At 67.6% G+C, this 17,947-nt stretch carries 19 protein-coding genes; 16 read left to right on the forward strand and 3 right to left on the reverse strand.

Going from position 1 to position 17,947, the window contains the following annotated elements; all coding sequences use genetic code 11:
- Positions 1-8 precede the first annotated feature (8 nt).
- Entirely contained in the window at positions 9-1,466 is a 1,458-nt protein-coding gene (locus tag IE266_RS22820; protein ID WP_189682449.1) for a pyridoxal phosphate-dependent decarboxylase family protein, read from the forward strand.
- The gene (locus tag IE266_RS22825) at positions 1,463-3,151 is read left to right on the forward strand and encodes a chloride channel protein (protein WP_189682450.1); all 1,689 of its coding nucleotides are present in this window, start codon (positions 1,463-1,465) and stop codon (positions 3,149-3,151) included. Before IE266_RS22820 ends, IE266_RS22825 begins: the two co-directional genes overlap by 4 nt.
- Positions 3,152-3,162: 11 nt before the next feature.
- Here the strand turns inward: IE266_RS22825 and IE266_RS22830 are convergent, their stop codons facing one another.
- Positions 3,163-3,783 carry a TetR family transcriptional regulator C-terminal domain-containing protein gene (locus IE266_RS22830; protein WP_189682451.1) on the reverse strand — a complete coding sequence of 207 codons (621 nt, stop codon included), beginning with the start codon at positions 3,781-3,783 and terminating at the stop codon, positions 3,163-3,165.
- A gap of 117 nt (positions 3,784-3,900) precedes the next feature.
- On the opposite strand from IE266_RS22830, the gene IE266_RS22835 reads away from it, so the two are divergent.
- The 14 genes from IE266_RS22835 (at position 3,901) to IE266_RS22900 (ending at position 15,413) form a co-directional block, all read left to right on the forward strand.
- Positions 3,901-4,188 carry a cupin domain-containing protein gene (locus IE266_RS22835; protein ID WP_189682452.1) on the forward strand — a complete coding sequence of 96 codons (288 nt, stop codon included), beginning with the start codon at positions 3,901-3,903 and terminating at the stop codon, positions 4,186-4,188.
- Between the two features lie 9 nt (positions 4,189-4,197).
- Complete coding sequence (locus IE266_RS22840; protein ID WP_189682453.1) at positions 4,198-5,448, forward strand: Zn-dependent hydrolase; 1,251 nt, start codon at positions 4,198-4,200, stop codon at positions 5,446-5,448.
- An 86-nt stretch (positions 5,449-5,534) separates the two neighbouring features.
- Positions 5,535-5,888: a hypothetical protein gene (locus IE266_RS22845; protein ID WP_189682454.1), complete on the forward strand. Its 354-nt coding sequence runs from the start codon at positions 5,535-5,537 to the stop codon at positions 5,886-5,888.
- On the forward strand, positions 5,875-6,276 hold the full coding sequence (locus tag IE266_RS22850) for a hypothetical protein (RefSeq protein WP_189682455.1): 402 nt from the start codon (positions 5,875-5,877) through the stop codon (positions 6,274-6,276). The genes IE266_RS22845 and IE266_RS22850 overlap by 14 nt, the downstream gene beginning before the upstream one ends.
- Before the next feature lie 19 nt (positions 6,277-6,295).
- Positions 6,296-7,750 carry a dihydropyrimidinase gene (hydA, locus tag IE266_RS22855; RefSeq protein WP_189682456.1) on the forward strand — a complete coding sequence of 485 codons (1,455 nt, stop codon included), beginning with the start codon at positions 6,296-6,298 and terminating at the stop codon, positions 7,748-7,750.
- Entirely contained in the window at positions 7,750-8,448 is a 699-nt protein-coding gene (locus IE266_RS22860; RefSeq protein WP_189682457.1) for an SDR family oxidoreductase, read from the forward strand. Before hydA ends, IE266_RS22860 begins: the two co-directional genes overlap by 1 nt.
- A 52-nt stretch (positions 8,449-8,500) precedes the next feature.
- Positions 8,501-9,274, forward strand: a complete 774-nt coding sequence (locus IE266_RS22865) for an ABC transporter ATP-binding protein (RefSeq protein WP_373310605.1) — start codon at positions 8,501-8,503, stop codon at positions 9,272-9,274.
- A 9-nt stretch (positions 9,275-9,283) separates the two neighbouring features.
- Positions 9,284-10,201 (forward strand): ABC transporter permease, encoded by a 918-nt coding sequence (locus IE266_RS22870; protein ID WP_189682459.1) that lies wholly within the window; start codon positions 9,284-9,286, stop codon positions 10,199-10,201.
- On the forward strand, positions 10,198-11,043 hold the full coding sequence (locus tag IE266_RS22875; protein ID WP_189682460.1) for an ABC transporter permease: 846 nt from the start codon (positions 10,198-10,200) through the stop codon (positions 11,041-11,043). The genes IE266_RS22870 and IE266_RS22875 overlap by 4 nt, the downstream gene beginning before the upstream one ends.
- 67 nt (positions 11,044-11,110) lie before the next feature.
- Positions 11,111-12,097, forward strand: coding sequence for an ABC transporter substrate-binding protein (locus IE266_RS22880; protein ID WP_189682461.1), 987 nt, complete (start codon positions 11,111-11,113; stop codon positions 12,095-12,097).
- 126 nt (positions 12,098-12,223) lie between these two features.
- Positions 12,224-13,015 (forward strand): methyltransferase domain-containing protein, encoded by a 792-nt coding sequence (locus tag IE266_RS22885; protein WP_189682462.1) that lies wholly within the window; start codon positions 12,224-12,226, stop codon positions 13,013-13,015.
- A gap of 113 nt (positions 13,016-13,128) precedes the next feature.
- Positions 13,129-13,842 (forward strand): ABC transporter permease, encoded by a 714-nt coding sequence (locus IE266_RS22890; RefSeq protein WP_189682463.1) that lies wholly within the window; start codon positions 13,129-13,131, stop codon positions 13,840-13,842.
- A complete protein-coding gene (locus IE266_RS22895) occupies positions 13,835-14,566 on the forward strand; it encodes an ATP-binding cassette domain-containing protein (RefSeq protein ID WP_189682464.1) in 732 nt (243 codons plus the stop codon). The genes IE266_RS22890 and IE266_RS22895 overlap by 8 nt, the downstream gene beginning before the upstream one ends.
- Before the next feature lie 22 nt (positions 14,567-14,588).
- Positions 14,589-15,413, forward strand: a complete 825-nt coding sequence (locus IE266_RS22900) for an ABC transporter substrate-binding protein (RefSeq protein ID WP_189682465.1) — start codon at positions 14,589-14,591, stop codon at positions 15,411-15,413.
- Positions 15,414-15,487: 74 nt separating this feature from the next.
- Here IE266_RS22900 and IE266_RS22905 read toward each other — a convergent pair whose 3' ends face one another.
- Together IE266_RS22905 and IE266_RS22910 are read right to left on the reverse strand one after the other, a co-directional pair.
- On the reverse strand, positions 15,488-16,879 hold the full coding sequence (locus IE266_RS22905) for a multicopper oxidase family protein (protein WP_189682466.1): 1,392 nt from the start codon (positions 16,877-16,879) through the stop codon (positions 15,488-15,490).
- A complete protein-coding gene (locus IE266_RS22910; RefSeq protein ID WP_189682467.1) occupies positions 16,876-17,946 on the reverse strand; it encodes a DUF1513 domain-containing protein in 1,071 nt (356 codons plus the stop codon). Before IE266_RS22910 ends, IE266_RS22905 begins: the two co-directional genes overlap by 4 nt.
- Position 17,947 lies beyond the last annotated feature (1 nt).

Consider the following 17,947-nt stretch of genomic DNA (forward strand, 5'->3'; position numbering starts at 1 on the left):
AGGGACCGATGGACGAGCGTGACGAGACGATCGAGACATTGGACCCCAAGGACTGGACTGCCTTCCGCGCCCGCGCCCATGCGATGCTCGATGCCGCGCTGGACCGAATGCAGAATGGCAGCGATGGCCCGGTCTGGCGCGATCCCACGGCAGAGCTGAAGGCCGCCTTCGACGTGGCGCTGCCCGTCGACGGGCTGGGGCCCGAGGCGGTGGACCGCCAGATTTCCGAGCTGCTGCCCTTCGGAGTCGGCAACACGCATCCGCGCTTCTTCGGCTGGGTGCATGGCTCGGGTACGCCGTCGCAGGTGGTGGCCGAGATGGCGGCCAGCGCGATGAACGCCAACCTCGGCGGGCGCGAGCATGGCGCGATCCATGTCGAGAAACAGGTGATCCGCTGGTGCCGCGAGATCTTCGGCTTTCCGGCCGAGGCCAGCGGGCTGATCGTGTCGGGCACCTCGATGGCCACCATCGTGGCGCTGAAGGCAGCGCGTGAGGCGCGGCTGGGCGTTTCGGTGCGCAAGGCCGGTGTCGGCGAGGCGCGGCTGACCGGCTATGCCTCGGCGCTGGTGCATGGCTGCGCCGACCGCGCCTTTGACATGCTGGGGCTGGGCAGCGAGGCGCTGCGCCGGGTGCCGGTAGATGACACCGGCGCGATGGATCTGGCGGCGCTGCGCGAGGCCATCGCCCGGGACCGCGCGGCGGGCCTGACGCCCTTCGCGCTGATCGGCACGGCCGGGTCAGTGGACCTTGGCACCATCGACGATCTCGACGCGCTGGCCGATATCGCGGCGGAGGAAGACCTCTGGTTCCACGTCGACGGCGCCTTTGGCGCTTTGGGCGTTCTGGTTGAGGCACTGCGTCCGCGCCTCAACGGGATCGAGCGCGCCGACAGCCTGGCCTTCGATTTCCACAAGTGGCTGCATGTCACCTATGACGCCGGCTGCGTGCTGATCCGGTCGGAAGAGGCGCATCGGCAGGCCTTCTCGGACCGGCCCCGCTATCTCAAGGGCGCCGAGCGCGGGTTGGCGGCGGGCAACCCCTGGCCGGTGGATTACGGCCCCGAACTGTCGCGCACCTTCCGCGCGCTCAAGGTCTGGGCGCAGCTGGCCGAGCATGGCACCGCGCGGCTGGGCCGGATGATCGCGCGCAACTGTCACCAGGCGGCCTATCTCGGGCGGCTGGTCGAGGCGGATGCGGCGCTGGAGCTGTTAGCGCCGGTCCGGCTCAACATCTGCTGTTTCCGCTACCGGGGGCAGGGCGGCGACCCGGACGCGCTGAACGACGAGATCGTGATCCGGCTGCAGGAGCTGGGCATCGCCGCGCCTTCGACCACGACGGTTGAGGGGCGCAAGGCGATCCGGGTCAATATCACCAACCACCGCACACGGCTGTCGGACCTCGACCTGCTGGTCGAGGCGGTCAAGCGCATCGGCGCCGAGATCGAGGCCGGCGGCAAGCGACCATGACCGAGCCGGAGCGTTCCTTCCTGACCACGCAGCGCGACCTCGCGCTGGCGGCGATCCGGGACGGGTGGACGGTGATGCTGCGGCGCGGGCCGAGCCAGGTTCAGTTCTGGTTCATCGCTCTGCTGATCGGGGTGGCCGCCGGCTTTGCCGCTCTGTTTTTCCGCAAGGGCATCAACGCCTTGCAGGCCGCGATTTACGGCACCGAGGATGTGCAGTTCCTGCACTCCTACGCCAGTTCGCTGCCCTGGTACTGGATCCTGCTGCTGCCGGTCGTGGGCGGACTGGCGGTTGGCGTGATCCTGCACCGTTTCACCCGCGACGGGCGGGCGCGGGGCGTGGCCGACGTGATCGAAGGCGCGGCGCTGCGCGACGGGCGGGTCGAGACCAAGGCGGGCCTCGCCTCGGCGCTGGCCTCGCTCATCACGCTGTCTTCGGGCGGTTCATCGGGGCGCGAAGGGCCGGTGGTGCACCTGGCCGGGGTAATCGCCACGCTGGTCTCGCGCAAGATCAACGCCGACGGGATCACCGGGCGCGACCTGCTGGGCTGCGCCGTCGCCGCCGCCGTTTCGGCCAGTTTCAACGCGCCGATTGCGGGGGCGCTGTTCGCGCTGGAGGTGGTGCTGCGCCACTTTGCCGTTCACGCATTCGCGCCCATCGTCATCGCCTCGGTCGCCGGGACGGTGATCAACCGCCTGGAGTTCGGCGACGTTGCCGAATTCATGCTGACGACGCCCGGATCGCTCAAGTTCTATGTCGAACTGCCGGCCTTCCTGATCCTCGGCATGGTCTGCGGGCTGGTCTCGGCCCTGCTGATGCGGGGGATCTTCTGGGCCGAGGATGTCGGCACCTGGCTGCAGCGGCTGATCCGTCTGCCGGGCTGGCTGCGACCCGCGGTGGCCGGGCTGTTGCTGGGCGGAATGGCCATCGGGTTCCCGCATATCATCGGCGTCGGATACGAGACGACCTACCGCGCTTTGAGCGGCGACCTCGTCCTGCATGAGGCGATTGTCTTTGCAGTGCTCAAGGCCGTGGCCGTAGCGGTCACCTTCGGCGGGCGGATGGGCGGGGGCGTCTTCTCGCCCGCGCTGATGGTCGGGGCGCTGACGGGGCTGGCCTTCGGGCTGATCGCGACCGGGATCCTGCCGCATGTGTCCGGCGCGCATACGCTTTATGCCTTCGCCGGCATGGGGGCGGTGGCCGCGGCGGTGCTGGGCGCGCCGATCTCGACCACGCTGATCGTCTTCGAACTGACCGGCGACTGGCAGATCGGCATCGCGGTGATGACCTCGGTGTCGCTCTCCACCGCGCTGGCCTCGCGCCTGGTGGCGCGGTCGTTCTTCCTGACCCAGCTCAAGCGGCGGCGGATTCACCTGGCCGCCGGGCCGCAGGCCTACCTGCTCGCGATGTTCCGCGCCGGAGGCGTGATGCGGCCGCTGGGCGACCCGCGTGCGCCGGACCGCGCAGCTCTGGAAGCGCTGGTGGGCGAGGGGCTGATGGTCGAGGCTTCCTCGACCCTCGAGGCGGCAATGCCTGTGTTCGAGCGCGACGATGCCCCCATTCTCGCGGTGGTGATCCGGGACAAGGAAGAAGGCTCGGTCGATATCGTGGGCGGGCTGTTCCACGTCGACGCGCTGAGGGCCTACAACCGCGCCCTGGCGGCGACGGCTGCGGAAGAGCACAGCTGAGGGCTGCCCTGTCAGGGGGCGATATGCGGCGTCAGCAGGCGGCGGTAGAGCGTGTCGAGAAAGTCGGGCGCGTGGTCGTAGGGGTCTTCGGGCCCAAGCACGGCGCGCACCTGCACGTCGAAATCGGCATAGTGCTGGCTCAGCGACCAGATCGAGAAGATCAGGTGATAGGGGTGCACCGGGGCGATCCGCCCCTCGGCGGCCCAACGGGCAATGACCTTTGACTTGGCGTCGACCAGCGCCTTGAGGTCGGTCGACAGCACCGCGCCGATCCGGGGCGCGCCCTGCACGATCTCGTTGGCGAAGAGCCGGCTTTCGCGCGGCATCTCGCGGCTCATCTCCAGCTTGCGCCGGACATAGGCGAGGATTTCCTCCAGCGGCTCGCCGGTCTCGTCCAGCGCGCGCAGCGGCGCCAGCCAGATGTCGAGCAGCCCTTCTAGCAGGGCGTCGTGGATCGCCTCCTTGGAGGGGAAATAGTAGAGCAGGTTGGGCTTGGACAGCCCCGCCGCCGCCGCGATCTCGTCCACCGTCGCGCCGCGGAAGCCCTGCGCCGAGAAGACGTCGAGCGCGGCTTCGAGAATCGCGGCGCGGTTCTTGCGCTGGATCCGGGTCGGGGTCGGCTTGGTGTCCACTTTCCGGGCAACTCCTCTGGCGGCGGGCGCGGGGGCGGCGAAATCCTTGACTGCCCTCTCACCTCTGCTAGCGTGATCTTGACCAGATGGTCAAAAGATAAATGCCAGACCAGAGATATGCAGCGACCCGCCGCTTTGGCCAGCCAGATGATCGACGATGCCCGGGTGCGAGTCACCCGGTTCGATTTCGCGCCGGGTGCAGAGACCGGGTGGCATCGCCACGGCCTCGACTATGTCATCGTCGCGCTGACCGACTGCCACATGACCCTGGAAGAACCGGGCGGGGCGACGCGCAGCGTCACCATTCCGGCAGGTCAGAGCTATGCGCGGGCGGCCGGTGTCGAACATAATGTCATCAATGGCGGCGAGGGTCCGATGGCCTTTGTCGAAGTGGAACTGAAATAGGGGGCAGAGATGGCCGAACCGGGACAGAACCTGAAGATCAACGGCGAGCGCCTCTGGGACAGCCTGATGGAGATGGCAAAGATCGGCCCCGGCGTGGCCGGCGGCAACAATCGCCAGACCCTGACCGACGAGGACGGCGAGGGCCGGGCGCTGTTCCAGAAATGGTGCGAGGCGGCGGGCTGCACCATGGGACTCGACACCATGGGCAATATGTTCGCGCGCCGCGAGGGCACCGATCCCGAGGCGCTGCCGGTCTATGTGGGCAGCCACCTCGATACCCAGCCCACGGGGGGCAAGTATGACGGCATCCTCGGGGTGCTGGGCGGGCTGGAGGTGATCCGCTCGATGAACGACCTTGGCATCCGCACCCGGCACCCGGTGGTGGTGACGAACTGGACCAACGAGGAGGGCACGCGCTTTGCCCCGGCGATGCTGGCCTCGGGCGTCTTCGCGGGCGTCCACACCGAGGACTGGGCCTATGCGCGTACCGACGCCGAGGGCAAGACCTTCGGCGACGAGCTGAAGCGGATCGGCTGGCGCGGCGAGGAGCCGGTGGGCGCGCGCAGGATGAAGGCCTTCTTCGAGCTGCATATCGAGCAGGGCCCGATCCTCGAGGCCGAGGGCAAGGACATCGGTGTCGTCACCCATGGGCAGGGCCTGTGGTGGCTGCAGGTGACGCTGACCGGCAAGGACGCGCATACCGGCTCGACCCCGATGAACATGCGGGTGAACGCCGGCCTCGGCATGGCGCGGATCATCGAGCTGGTGCATACCATTGCCATGGATAACCAGCCCGGCGCCGTGGGGGCGGTGGGCCAGGCCAACGTCTATCCGAACTCGCGCAACGTGATCCCCGGCCGCGCGGTCTTCACCATCGACTTCCGCTCGCCGGACCAGGCCAAGCTTGACGGCATGCGCGCGCGGCTGGAGGCCGAGGCGCCGAAGATCGCCGCCGAACTCGGCCTCGGGATCGAGATCGAGGCGGTGGGGCATTTCGACCCGGTGACCTTCGACGAGGGCTGCGTCAGCGCCATCCGCAACGCGGCCGAGCGGCTGGGCTATTCGCACATGAACATCATCTCGGGCGCCGGGCACGATGCCTGCTGGATCAACAAGCTCTACCCGACGGCGATGGTGATGTGCCCCTGCGTCGACGGCCTCAGCCACAACGAGGCCGAGGAGATCTCGCCCGAATGGGCGGCGGCAGGGGCGAACGTGCTGTTCCACGCGGTGGTGGAGACGGCGGAGATCGTGTCCTAGGGTGGAGAGCGCCGGGGGCGCTGCCCCCGGACCCCCGGAGGTATTTTTCAAGAGAAGAAGTATCGGGGGGCGGGGAAATGACGGCAATGGCAGTCACGGCGGCAGAGATCGTGGCGCTGATCGACAGGGAGATGATCGCGTGGGACGCGGACCGGCGACAGCGGGAAGCGGCGGACGAGCAGGGCGCGCCCTTGCCGGCCCGCTGGTATGCGCGCACGCTGGAGGACTTCCGCGCCGCGCTCTGTCCGCCGGAGACCGTCGAGGTGCAGTTCTCGGGCGGCATCACCCAGACCTGCTGGGCGGTGACGCGGGCCGAGGGGCCATACCGGGTGATCTACCTGCCGAGCGCGGGCTATTTCGCGCTCTGCGTCGAGAGCCGCTTCGGGCCGCTCGACATCGGTGTGCATGGGGGAGCGATTGACTGCTATGCGTCGGTCTGAGGGAGGCAAATGGGGCGGGGCGCTGCTGGCGCTGATACTGCTGCCGGCGCCGGCGCTGGCCGAGAGCGACGCTTGCCGCGATGCGCGCGAGGTGCTCGAGACCACTGCGGAAAAGCTGGATGCCTGGGGCCAGAGCACGCGCAGGGACCACATGGCCGTCCTGCGCATCGGAACCCGCGCGGCGACGGCGGCGGCCTGGGCGGTCGATCTCGGCTGGCCGGCCGAGGCGGCCGCGGCGCTGGCCGCCCTGCGCGACCTGAAGGGGTCGGACCAGCCGACCGATGTGCTGCGCGCCACACTGATCGAAAATGCCGTGATCCTGCGAGGAAGCCTGCCCGGACCCTGTCCGGACAGCGCCCTGCCGGATTTCGCGGCCTACGGAAACTAACGGACAGGGAGACGTCCATATGAGCACAGTCATCAAGAACGGCACCATCGTCACCGCCGACCTGACCTACAAGGCGGACGTGCTGATCGAGAACGGGGTGATCGCGCAGATCGGGCCGAACCTGAAAGGCGATACGGAGCTGGATGCGACCGGCTGCTATGTCATGCCCGGCGGGATCGATCCCCATACCCACCTCGAGATGCCCTTCATGGGGACCTACTCGAGTGACGATTTCGAGAGCGGCACGCGGGCGGCGCTCGCGGGCGGCACCACCATGGTGATCGACTTCGCGTTGCCCAATCCGCAGCAGGGGCTGCTGGATGCGCTGCAGATGTGGGACAACAAGTCGACGCGCGCCAACTGCGATTATTCCTTCCACATGGCGGTGACCTGGTGGGGCGAGCAGGTCTTCAACGAGATGAAGACCGTGATCGAGGAGCGCGGCATCACCACCTTCAAGCATTTCATGGCCTACAAGGGCGCGCTGATGGTGAACGATGACGAGATGTATGCCTCGTTCCAGCGTCTGGCCGAGCTGGGCGGCATCGCCATGGTCCATGCCGAGAACGGCGACGTGGTGGCGGAGCTTTCCGCCAAGCTGCTGGCGCAGGGCAACACCGGCCCCGAGGCGCATGCCTATTCCCGTCCGCCGCAGGTCGAGGGCGAGGCGACCAACCGCGCCATCATGATCGCCGACATGGCGGGGGTGCCGCTTTATGTCGTGCATACCAGTTGCGAGGAGAGCCACGAGGCGATCCGGCGGGCGCGGATGCAGGGCAAGCGGGTCTGGGGCGAGCCGCTGATCCAGCATCTGACGCTGGACGAGAGCGAGTATTTCAACCCCGACTGGGACCACGCGGCACGGCGCGTTATGTCGCCGCCGTTCCGCAACAAGCAGCACCAGGATTCTCTCTGGGCCGGGTTGCAGTCGGGCTCGCTGAGCGTGGTGGCGACGGACCACTGCGCCTTCACCACCGAGCAGAAACGCTATGGCGTCGGCGATTTCACCAAGATCCCGAACGGCACTGGCGGGCTGGAGGACCGGATGCCGATGCTCTGGACCCATGGGGTGAACACCGGGCGGCTGACGCCGAATGAATTTGTCGCCGTAACCTCAACCAATATCGCAAAGATCCTGAACTGCTATCCGAGGAAGGGGGCGGTGCTGGTGGGGGCGGATGCCGACCTTGTCGTCTGGGATCCGACGAAGGAGAAGACGATCAGCGCCAAGTCGCAACAGTCGGCCATCGACTACAACGTCTTCGAGGGGCAGAAGGTGAAGGGCCTGCCGCGGTTCACCCTGACGCGGGGCAAGGTGGCGGTGCATGACGGCGAGATCCGCACCGAGGAGGGCCACGGCAAGTTCGTCAAGCGCGAGCCGAACATGGCGGTGAACAGGGCGCTGTCGTCCTGGAAGGAACTGACCGCGCCGCGCCCGGTGCAGCGCAGCGGTATTCCGGCGACGGGGGTGTGATGACCAAAGTAGCTCTCATCATCGGCGGCGGGTCCGGCATGGGCGCGGCCGCCGCGCGGCGGCTCAGGCAGGACGGCTTCGAGGTGGGCGTCATGTCCTCCTCGGGCAAGGGCGAGGCGCTGGCGGAAGCGTTGCACGGGGTTGGCCATACCGGCAGCAACCAGAGCAACGACGACCTGCAAGCCGTTGTTTCCAAGGTGATGGACCGTTGGGGCCGGATCGACGTGCTGGTCAATTCCGCCGGGCACGGGCCCAAGGGCGCGCTGCTGGAACTGACCGACGAAGACTGGCACCTCGGCATGGACTTCTACCTGATGAACGTGGTCCGGGCGACGCGCATCGTCGCGCCGGTCATGGTGGCGCAGAAGGCCGGGACGATCCTCAACATCTCGACCTACGCCACCTTCGAGCCCGATCCGGCCTTTCCGACCAGCGGTGTTTTCCGTGCCGGGCTGGCGGCTTACACGAAACTCTTCGCGGATCGCTATGCGGCGGATAACGTGCGGATGAACAATGTGCTGCCGGGCTTCATCGACAGCCTGCCCGAGAAGGAAGAGCGCCGGAAGACGATCCCGATGGGCCGCTATGGCCGTGCCGAGGAGATCGCCGCGACAGTGGCCTTCCTGGCCAGCGAGGGTGCGGGATATATCACCGGACAGAACATCCGGGTCGACGGCGGCATCACCAGGTCGGTATGATGGCGCAGGAAATGGGCCGCAAGAGCCTGTAATCAAGGGGAAAAGACCAACCGTGAGTGTGATCGAGGCCCGCGGGCTCAACCTGACCTTCCAGACCAATGACGGTCCGGTGCATGCGCTGAAAGACGTGAATCTGTCGATCGACAGGGGTGAATTCGTCAGCTTCATCGGCCCCTCGGGCTGCGGCAAGACCACCTTCCTGCGCTGCATCGCCGCCCTGGAACAACCGACCGGCGGGTCGCTGACCGTGAACGGGGTCAGCCCGGAAGAGGCGCGCCGGGCGCGGGCCTATGGATATGTCTTCCAGGCGGCGGGGCTTTATCCCTGGCGCACCATCGCCGGCAACATCAAGCTGCCGCTCGAGATCATGGGATTTGCCCGCGACGAGCAGGAGCGGCGCGTGAATGACGTGCTGCAACTGGTTGATCTGGCAGGGTTCGGCAAGAAATATCCCTGGCAGCTCTCGGGCGGGATGCAGCAGCGGGCCTCGATCGCCCGCGCGCTGGCTTTCGACGCCGACATCCTGCTGATGGACGAGCCCTTCGGCGCGCTGGACGAGATCGTGCGCGACCACCTCAACGAGCAGCTGCTCAAGCTCTGGGCGCGGACCAACAAGACCATCGGATTCGTGACGCACTCCATTCCCGAGGCGGTGTATCTCTCGACCAAGATCGTGGTGATGAGCCCGCGTCCGGGCCGGATCACCGACGTGATCGACAGCCCGCTGCCGAGCGAGCGGCCGCTCGACATCCGCGATTCCGCCGAGTTCATCGAGATCGCCCACCGCGTGCGCGAAGGGCTGCGGGCGGGGCATGTCGATGAGTGAGGGCGCGCGATGAGATCGCTTGTTGCGGTTCTGACGGTCGTTGCCGCGCTGGTGGTGGTCTGGTACCTGGCCTGCATCCCGATGAACATTGCCGGCGTGCTGGTCGAGGCGGAACGCGCCGGGGCCACGGTGACGCCCACCGACGGGGCCGAGCGGCGGGCCACCTCGGGGATCGTTCTGGCGGCGAAGAACAGCTTTGCCATCCCGGCGACCTGGGCGCAGGAGCGGCCGCGGCTGCCGGCACCCGACCAGGTGGTAAACGAGCTCTGGAAGACCACGGTAGGGATGAATATCACCTCGAAACGCAGCCTGGTCTACCATGCCTGGGTCACGCTCTCGGCCACGCTGCTGGGCTTTGCCATCGGCACCGGCCTTGGCATCCTGCTGGCGGTCGGCATCGTGCACAGCCGGGTGATGGACATGTCGGTGATGCCCTGGGCCATCGTCAGCCAGACCATCCCGATCATAGCGCTGGCGCCGATGATCATCGTGGTGCTCTATTCGGTGGGGATGCAGGGGATCGTGCCCAAGGCGGTGATCTCGGCCTATCTCAGCTTCTTCCCGGTGGTGGTGGGCATGGTCAAGGGGCTGCGCAGCCCGGATGCGATGCAGCTCGACCTGCTGCGCACCTATAACGCCTCGTCGGCGCAGGGGTTCTGGAAGCTGCGGCTGCCGGCCTCGATGCCCTATCTCTTTGCCTCGCTGAAAATCGGCATCTCGGCCAGCCTGGTCGGCGCCATCGTCGGCGAGCTGCCGACCGGCGCGGTGGCAGGCCTGGGGGCGCGGCTGCTGGCGGGAAGCTATTACGGGCAGACAGTGCAGATCTGGTCGGCGCTGTTCGGCGCGGCGATCCTGGCGGCCTGCCTGGTCGGGCTGCTGGGGCTGATCGAACGGGCCTTGCTGGCCCGGATGGGGATGGCGCGATGACCCTGGCATTTGCGGCGCTTCTCGTCTGGATCCTGGGCTGGGCGGTGAACGGCTGGCTGGCGCGCGGGCCGATGGCGAACACGCCCCTGGTGCGGCTGGCCGTGCCGCTGATCTTCGGGCTGACCATCCTCGGGGTCTGGGAACTGGTGGTGCGCGGGCTGAACGTGCCGCTGGTGATCCTGCCCGCGCCCTCGCTGATCGCCGCGCGCTTTGCCGGCAGCCTGCCGGTGCTCTGGGAGGATTTCTCGCAGACCATCCTCAAGGGCGCGCTCTCGGGTTATGTGATCGGCTGCGGCGCGGCCTTCCTCATGGCGATCCTGGTCGACCGTTCGGACTTCCTGCGCCGGGGCCTGCTGCCGGTCGGCAATTTCGTCGCGGCCCTGCCCATCGTCGGCACCGCGCCGATCCTGGTGATGTGGTTCGGCTTCGACTGGCAGTCGAAGGCCGCCGTGGTGGTGGTCATGGTCTTCTTCCCGATGCTGGTGAACACCGTCGCCGGCCTGCGCGAGGCGACCCAGATGCAGCGCGACCTGATGCAGACCTATGGCGCGAGCTATTGGCAGGGGCTGGTCAAGCTGCGGCTGCCGGCGGCGATGCCCTTCATCTTCAACGGCTTGAAGATCTCGACCACGCTGGCGCTGATCGGGGCCATCGTCGCCGAATTCTTCGGCTCTCCGACCGTGGGCATGGGGTTCCGCATCTCCACCTCGGTGGGTCAGCTTGCGCTGGACATGGTCTGGGCCGAAATTGTCGTGGCGGCGATTGCGGGCTCGGTGTTCTATGGCATCGTGGCGCTGGCCGAAAAGACGGTAACCTTCTGGCATCCCTCGCAAAGACGGTGACAGGACGCAACAAGACCAAGATCCGGGTGAGGCCGGGCAAATCAACAACCAACAAGGAGTGTGACTGATGAAGACGATGATTTCGGGGATCGCGCTGATGGCGGCGCTGGCGGCGGGTCAGGCCATGGCGGCCGACTCGGTGAAGCTGCAGCTGCAATGGGTGACCCAGGCCCAGTTCGCGGGCTACTACGTGGCCAAGGACAAGGGCTATTACACGGACGAGAACCTCGACGTCGAGATCCTGCCCGGCGGGCCGGATATCGCACCGCCGCAGGTGCTGGCGGGCGGCGGCGCCGACGCCATGCTGAACTGGATGCCCTCGGCGCTGGCCGCGCGCGAGAAGGGCCTGCCGGTGGTGAACATCGCGCAGCCGTTCAAGACCTCGGGGCTGATGCTGACCTGCTGGAAGGACACCGGCATAACCGGCCCTCAGGACTTCAAGGGCAAGACCATCGGCGTCTGGTTCTTCGGCAACGAATATCCCTTCCTCAGCTGGATGAGCAAGGAAGGCATCAAGACCGACGGCGGGCCTGACGGCGTCACCGTGCTCAAGCAGGGCTTCAACGTCGACCCGCTGCTGCAGCGCCAGGCCGACTGCATCTCGACCATGACCTACAATGAATATGGCCAGGTGCTGGATGCCGGCGTGAAGGAAGACGAGCTGATCACCTTCAAATACGAGGACATGGGTGTCGCCACGCTCGAGGACGGCATCTACGTGCTTGAGGACAACCTCAAGGACCCGGCCTTTGCCGACAAGATGGTCCGCTTCGTGCGCGCCTCGATGAAGGGCTGGAAATACGCCGAGGAGCATCCGGACGAGGCTGCCGGCATTGTGCTCGACAATGACGCGACCGGCGCCCAGACCGAGGCGCACCAGGTCCGCATGATGGGCGAGATCGCCAAGCTGACCGCCGGTTCGAACGGCGCGTTGGACGAGGCCGACTATCAGCGCACGGTCGACACGCTGCTGGGCGGCGGCTCGGACCCGGTGATCTCCAAGCAGCCGGAAGGCGCCTGGACCCATCAGATCACCGACGAGGCGCTGAAGTAACAACGAAGGTTCATCAGGACCGGAGGCGGCGGGCTTGGGTGCCCGCCGCCTTTTCGTTTGAACAGGAAGAGCTTGCCCCGGAATCGTGCTAGGATCGCGAATTGCGACAGCGAGGAGGGTCAGGGGATGTCGACAACCTTTGCGGACCGCTACGAGACCACGCTGGTTCCGGTGATCTTCAGACCCTGGGCGCAGGAGCTGATCCGCCGTGCCGCGCCCCGGACGGGCGAGCATGTGCTCGACCTGGCCTGTGGCACCGGCGCGGTCAGCCAGGAACTGCTGCGGGCCGGGGTGGAACCGGGCAGCCTGACCGGGGCGGATATCAGCGCGGGGATGCTGGCCGTGGCCCGGCGCAAGGCCGAGGAGGCGGGGATCGCCTCGGATTGGGTCGAGGCGGAGGCGGGGCAACTGCCCTTCGTGGAGGGCCGGTTCGACCTGGCCTTCTGCCAGCAGGCGCTGCAGTTCTTTCCCGACCGTCCCGCGGCCCTGCGGGAATTGCGCCGGGTGTTGCGGCCGGGCGGGCGTGTGGCCTTCTGCGTATCGACTGATCTGGAGAAGAACCCGCTGCTCGTGGCGCAGGCCGCGACGCTCGATACCCATGCCGGCCCCGATGCCGGTGCGGCGGTGCGGGCGATCTGCGGTCTGCCGGATGGCGCCGAGATCGGTGCCCTGTTCGAAGGGGCGGGCTTCGAAGACGTGGCGGTCGAAGAGGTGAGCCTGGAGCTTGTCCATCCCGACGGGCGGGCCTTTGCCGCCGGGGCCCTGGGCGGGATGCATACCGGCGACAAGCTCTCGCGCATGTCCGATGCGGAACGCGAGCGCTGCATCGACGACTTCCTGACCGCGCTGGGCCCCTGTTTCGACGGCACCGCGCTGCGGTTTCCCCATGTGTCCAACGTGGTAACCGCGCGGGCCTGAGGTATTTGCCAGATTGGACCGTCGCATCTCTCCGGGGAATTTCGGGGATGACGATCCGCGCCTGCTGTGCAATAGTTTGCATGTGCTACGAAAAATGGGAGATTTCGTAGATCGTGCAGGATTTCTCGCAAGAATTCATGAGTGCGATTGGTTTGATCCTTTCCGGGGATTCGGACCTGTGGGAAATCGTACTCCTTTCCTTGCGGGTTTCGCTGCTGGCGGTGGTTATCGCCGCGCTGATCGGGATGCCGCTGGGGGCCGCCCTGGCGGTTGCGCGCTTTCCGGGGCGGCGGGCCGTCGTCATCCTGCTGAACGCGCTGATGGGGCTGCCGCCGGTGGTCGTCGGCCTGTTGGTCTATCTCTGCCTGTCGCGTTCGGGGCCGCTGGGCGTCCTGCAACTGCTCTACACGCCGACCGCGATGATCATCGCGCAGGTGGTGCTGGTCACGCCGATCATCACCGCGCTGACGCGCCAGACGATCGAGACGCTGGACGCCGAATATGCCGAGCAACTGCGCTCGCTCGGGATCTCGCGGCTGGCCTCGGTGCCGACGCTGCTCTGGGATGCGCGGCTGGCCTTGCTTACCGCCTTTCTCGCCGGTTTCGGGCGGGCGATTGCCGAGGTGGGGGCGGTCATCATGGTGGGGGGCAATATCAACCACGTGACGCGGGTGATGACCACGACCATCGCGCTCGAGACCTCAAAGGGCAATCTGGCGCTGGCGCTGGCCCTGGGCGCGATCCTGATCTTCATCGCCGTCACCGTCACCGCCGTGGTCAGCCTGCTGGCCCCGCAAGAACGGGCGAGCGAGATGCGCCATGCGTGATTTCATGCATATCTCACCCCGGATCGAGGCAACCGGCCTGCGGATCGGCCGCAACGGGGCGAGCCTGCTGAACGTCGCTCACCTCGTGCTCGACGGGCCGGGGCCGACGCTGATCCTCGGGCCGAACGGCGCGGGCAAAAGCCTGCTGCTGCGCTGCCTGCACGGGCTGATCGTGCCGGACGAGGGCCGGATCACGATGGAGGGCGTGCCGCTCTCGACAACGCATCGGGCACGGCAGGCAATGGTGTTCCAGAAGCCGGTGCTGCTGCGCCGCTCGGTGATGGCGAACCTCACCTACGTGCTGCGCCGGCAGGGGCTTGGCTGGCGCGCCCGTCGCCTGCGCGCGGTGCAGCTGCTCGAGGAAGGCGGCCTGGCCGCCAAGGCCCGCCAGTCGGCGCAGAGCCTATCGGGCGGCGAGGCGCAGCGGCTGGCGATCCTGCGGGCGCTGGCGATCGAGCCCGAGATCCTGTTCCTTGACGAGCCGACCAGCGCACTGGACCCGAGCGCCACGCAGGCCATCGAGGGGTTGATCCTCGCCGCCGCGCGGCGGGGCACCCGGATCGTGATGGTGACGCATGACATCGGCCAGGCCCGGCGCCTGGGGGCCGACATCGTGCTGATGAATGGCGGACAGGTGGCCGAACAGGCGCGCGTCGGCACCTTCTTCACCGACCCGCAATCGGCGGCGGCCCGGCGCTATCTTGCCGGGGCGCTGGTGATCTGAACGAAAGGAAATGGAGCAAGACATGACTGGAATACCCTTCAGGGCCGCCTTTGTCGGGCTGGCCGTAGCCCTCGGCTTGTCCGGCGCTGCCAAGGCCGCCGACGAGTTCATCGTCGTGCAGTCGACGACCTCGACCGCGAATTCGGGTCTGCTCGATGCGATCCTGCCGCAATTCACTGCCAAGACCGGGATCGCGGTGCGGGTGGTTGCCGTCGGCACCGGCCAGGCGATCAAGAACGCCGAGAACGGCGATGGCGACGTTCTGCTGGTCCATGCCAAGCCGGCCGAGGAGAAATTCGTCGCTGACGGCTGGGGCGTGCAGCGCTTCGACGTGATGTATAACGACTTCGTCCTGATCGGCCCCGAAAGCGATCCGGCCGGTGTCAAGGGCGGCAAGGACGTCGTGGCCGCGATGAAGGCCGTCGCCGACAAGGGCGCGCCCTTCGCCTCGCGAGGGGATGACAGCGGCACGCACAAGGCCGAGCTGAAGTTCTGGAAGGAGGCCGGGGTCGACGTCAAGGCGGCTTCGGGCGGCTGGTATCGCGAGACCGGCTCGGGCATGGGCGCGACGCTGAACGCGGCGGCCGGCATGGGCGCCTATGTCCTCAGCGACCGCGCGACCTGGATCTCCTTCGGCAACAAGGCCGGGATGGAGATCGTGGTCGAGGGCGACCAGCGGCTGTTCAACCAGTATGGCGTGATCCTGGTGAACCCCGAGAAGCGCCCCTCGGTCAAGGTCGAGGCCGGGCAGGCCTTTGTCGACTGGCTGATCGGGGCCGAGGGGCAGGCGGCGATCGCGGGCTTCCAGCTCGAGGGCCAGCAGCTGTTCTTCCCGAACGCGAAGTAGACCCGCCTGTGGTTCACCAGTGAAAACGGCAGCCCCCGGTCGCGGGCGGGGGCTGCTTCCTTTCCGATTGGCGGTCAGCTGATGCGGATATAGCCCGCCAATCCGGTCTTCTGATGCTCGATCACGTGGCAGTGGAAGGCCCAGTCGCCGGGATTGTCGGCGACAAAGGCGATGTCGAGCACTTCCTTCTCCAGCAGCAAGGCCGTGTCCGTCCAATGGGATGACACCTCGCGCCGGTTCGACCGGATCACCTTGAAGGCCAGGCCGTGCAGGTGGATCGGGTGGTCGTTCGGGCTTTCGTTGCGCAGGCGCAGGATCACCGACTCGCCCTGCCGCAGATCGACCAGAGGGCCGGCGCCGGCGGCATCGCCCGGCCAGGGTAGCCGGTTGATCGACCAGAACGTATAACCCATCGTGCCGCAGAGCCCGTCGTTGGGCAGGTTGCCCTCGGGGGACCAGCCGAAGACCAGCTCCTCGACGCGGGCCTTGTCCAGCTCCGGTTCGGGGATATCGTTCGGCGCCAGCGGTTTCAGCTCGGTCAGCTCGCGTTTCAGCGTGCCGCCGCTGGCCAGCAGCCGCGCCATGAGGCGCGGCTTGCCGGGGGCGTGGGTCATCAGGTCGACCGTCGCGCCCTCGGTCGGTGGCATGGCGATGGCGAGGTCCGCGCGTTGGCCGGGGGCCAGCAGCAGCGCCTCTGCATCGCTGACTGGCAAGGGCAGGGGCACGGCCAGGGGATGGCCGTCGAGCGCTATCACCAGCCCCTGCGCGCCCGGCAGGAACAGCTTGTAGATCCGCGCGGTATCGGTGGCCGCCACGCGCAGGCGCACCAGCCCGCCGGCGGGCACCTCCTCGACCGGCTCGGTGGCCCAGTTCGTCGTCATCACGGTGCCGAAGGTGCCGGCGCGGGCGGCGCCGCGCGCGGTCCAGAGGTCGATGAACTGGCCATCGCCGCCGAGGCGGAAATCGCGCAGGTTCAGCGCGATATCCCGGTCGAACCCTGGGGGCTCGGCTTCCTCGACCACCAGGATCCCGGTCAGGCCGCGGGCCATCTGGTCCATCGTCATGCAATGCGGGTGATACCAGTAGGTGCCGGCGTCGGGCGGGGTAAAGGTATAGTCGAAGGCTTCGCCCTGGCCGATCGGGAACTGGGTGAGATAGGGCACGCCGTCCATCGCATTGGGCAGGCGCAGGCCATGCCAGTGCATCGTGGTGTAATCCGGCGTCGCGTTCTCGACACGTGCGGTGAAGGGCTGGCCCTGTTTCAGGCGCAGCACCGGCGGCGGCGCGTCGGGCAGGGTCGAGACCATGGCATCGGTCACGAAGCCCTTCAGCAACTCGGCGCGCGCGGGCTGGATGCGCAGGGTCGGCCGGCTCGCGGCCTTGGCCCATGCGCCAAGGCCCGGCGTGATGGCGGCAGCCCCCAGCAGGCCGAGGGTGCGGCGGCGGGTCAGGGAAAACGTGCTCATATCGCGATCAGGTGGTTGTCCCAGGCGCGCGGCTGCGCGGCAAGCGGGCGGACCTCGCCGTCGACCAGCGACAGGATGCCGCCCAGCCCGTCGGTGGCGACAAAGCCGTGGTCCGCGGCACCGATCCCGCAGACATCGGCGCGCCGGACCACTCCCTGGAAGGCGCCGTCAAAGCCGAACATATGCACCCGCCCGCCCCTGGGCGAGGTGATTGCGACGCAGGCACGTTCGTGGTCGGCGGCGATGCTGCCGGCATAGCCCTTCATGGCGATCTGTTCTGAAAGGTCGGCCGTGAGCAGCTGTATGGCCTCGCCGCGCCGGTGCAGGCCCAGCAGTGGCGGCGACTCGCCCGGATCGCCTTCCCACTGGAAGGCGAAGGCGACCAGCCCATCGGGGCCAAGTGCCAGGTGGCGCAGCGAGTTCTGGTGCAGCGCCGGGTCGCTCTCGACCTGTTCGTGGATCGTGCCGTCGCTGCCCAGATAGGTCAGGTTCGGCCGCATCGTGTCGATGTTCAGCTTCTTGCGGCCCGAGTCCGGGTGCGTGCGTATGCCGCCATTGGCAACCACCAGCGTGTCGTCGGGCAGGGCCTTCACGTCATGCGGACCGATACCGCCGGTGGCGATTTCGCCGATGCGGGCGTAGCCCCGGCTGCGCGACCAGAGGCCGATGCGGCCCTGGCCTGTCTCGATCTCGTTCTCGGCGGTGCAGAGGATGTCGCCATCGCCGATGAAGGCGCCATGGCCGTAGAAATGCCGCCCCGTGGGCGCATCGAGCTTCTGCACCAGCCGTCCCGAAACACAGTCGATCACCAGCGCAAAGGTACCGGGACGGCGGGCAAAGGCCACGGCCTCGGGCGCGGTGGGATGCGCGGTGGCCGCATGGCCGCGGTCGGGCAGGGGAATGCGGAAGCGGTCCTCTCCCGTCATCGACAGGCCGAAGAGCGCGTAGGAACCGTCCGCGTCCTTGGCGGCGGCGAGGAAGGCGGGGTTGCCGGCGTCGGCCCAGCTGATCGCGGGCCAGGACGAGGCGGCGACGAGGGTGGCCAGAAAGCCGCGGCGGGTGGTCATG

Source organism: Seohaeicola zhoushanensis (assembly GCF_014656415.1).
In the GTDB taxonomy this organism is placed as follows: domain Bacteria; phylum Pseudomonadota; class Alphaproteobacteria; order Rhodobacterales; family Rhodobacteraceae; genus Seohaeicola_A; species Seohaeicola_A zhoushanensis.

Excerpts from the sequence above, each read along its gene's own strand:
- IE266_RS22900 (WP_189682465.1), top strand. The coding sequence starts at position 14,589 with ATGACTGGAATACCCTTCAGGGCCGCCTTTGTCGGGCTGGCCGTAGCC.
- IE266_RS22825 (WP_189682450.1), top strand. The coding sequence starts at position 1,463 with ATGACCGAGCCGGAGCGTTCCTTCCTGACCACGCAGCGCGACCTCGCG.
- IE266_RS22910 (WP_189682467.1), bottom strand. The coding sequence starts at position 17,946 with ATGACCACCCGCCGCGGCTTTCTGGCCACCCTCGTCGCCGCCTCGTCC.
- IE266_RS22845 (WP_189682454.1), top strand. The coding sequence starts at position 5,535 with ATGGCAGTCACGGCGGCAGAGATCGTGGCGCTGATCGACAGGGAGATG.
- hydA (WP_189682456.1), top strand. The coding sequence starts at position 6,296 with ATGAGCACAGTCATCAAGAACGGCACCATCGTCACCGCCGACCTGACC.
- IE266_RS22860 (WP_189682457.1), top strand. The coding sequence starts at position 7,750 with ATGACCAAAGTAGCTCTCATCATCGGCGGCGGGTCCGGCATGGGCGCG.
- IE266_RS22880 (WP_189682461.1), top strand. The coding sequence starts at position 11,111 with ATGAAGACGATGATTTCGGGGATCGCGCTGATGGCGGCGCTGGCGGCG.
- IE266_RS22885 (WP_189682462.1), top strand. The coding sequence starts at position 12,224 with ATGTCGACAACCTTTGCGGACCGCTACGAGACCACGCTGGTTCCGGTG.
- IE266_RS22870 (WP_189682459.1), top strand. The coding sequence starts at position 9,284 with ATGAGATCGCTTGTTGCGGTTCTGACGGTCGTTGCCGCGCTGGTGGTG.
- IE266_RS22840 (WP_189682453.1), top strand. The coding sequence starts at position 4,198 with ATGGCCGAACCGGGACAGAACCTGAAGATCAACGGCGAGCGCCTCTGG.
- IE266_RS22905 (WP_189682466.1), bottom strand. The coding sequence starts at position 16,879 with ATGAGCACGTTTTCCCTGACCCGCCGCCGCACCCTCGGCCTGCTGGGG.
- IE266_RS22850 (WP_189682455.1), top strand. The coding sequence starts at position 5,875 with ATGCGTCGGTCTGAGGGAGGCAAATGGGGCGGGGCGCTGCTGGCGCTG.
- IE266_RS22895 (WP_189682464.1), top strand. The coding sequence starts at position 13,835 with ATGCGTGATTTCATGCATATCTCACCCCGGATCGAGGCAACCGGCCTG.
- IE266_RS22875 (WP_189682460.1), top strand. The coding sequence starts at position 10,198 with ATGACCCTGGCATTTGCGGCGCTTCTCGTCTGGATCCTGGGCTGGGCG.
- IE266_RS22835 (WP_189682452.1), top strand. The coding sequence starts at position 3,901 with ATGCAGCGACCCGCCGCTTTGGCCAGCCAGATGATCGACGATGCCCGG.
- IE266_RS22820 (WP_189682449.1), top strand. The coding sequence starts at position 9 with ATGGACGAGCGTGACGAGACGATCGAGACATTGGACCCCAAGGACTGG.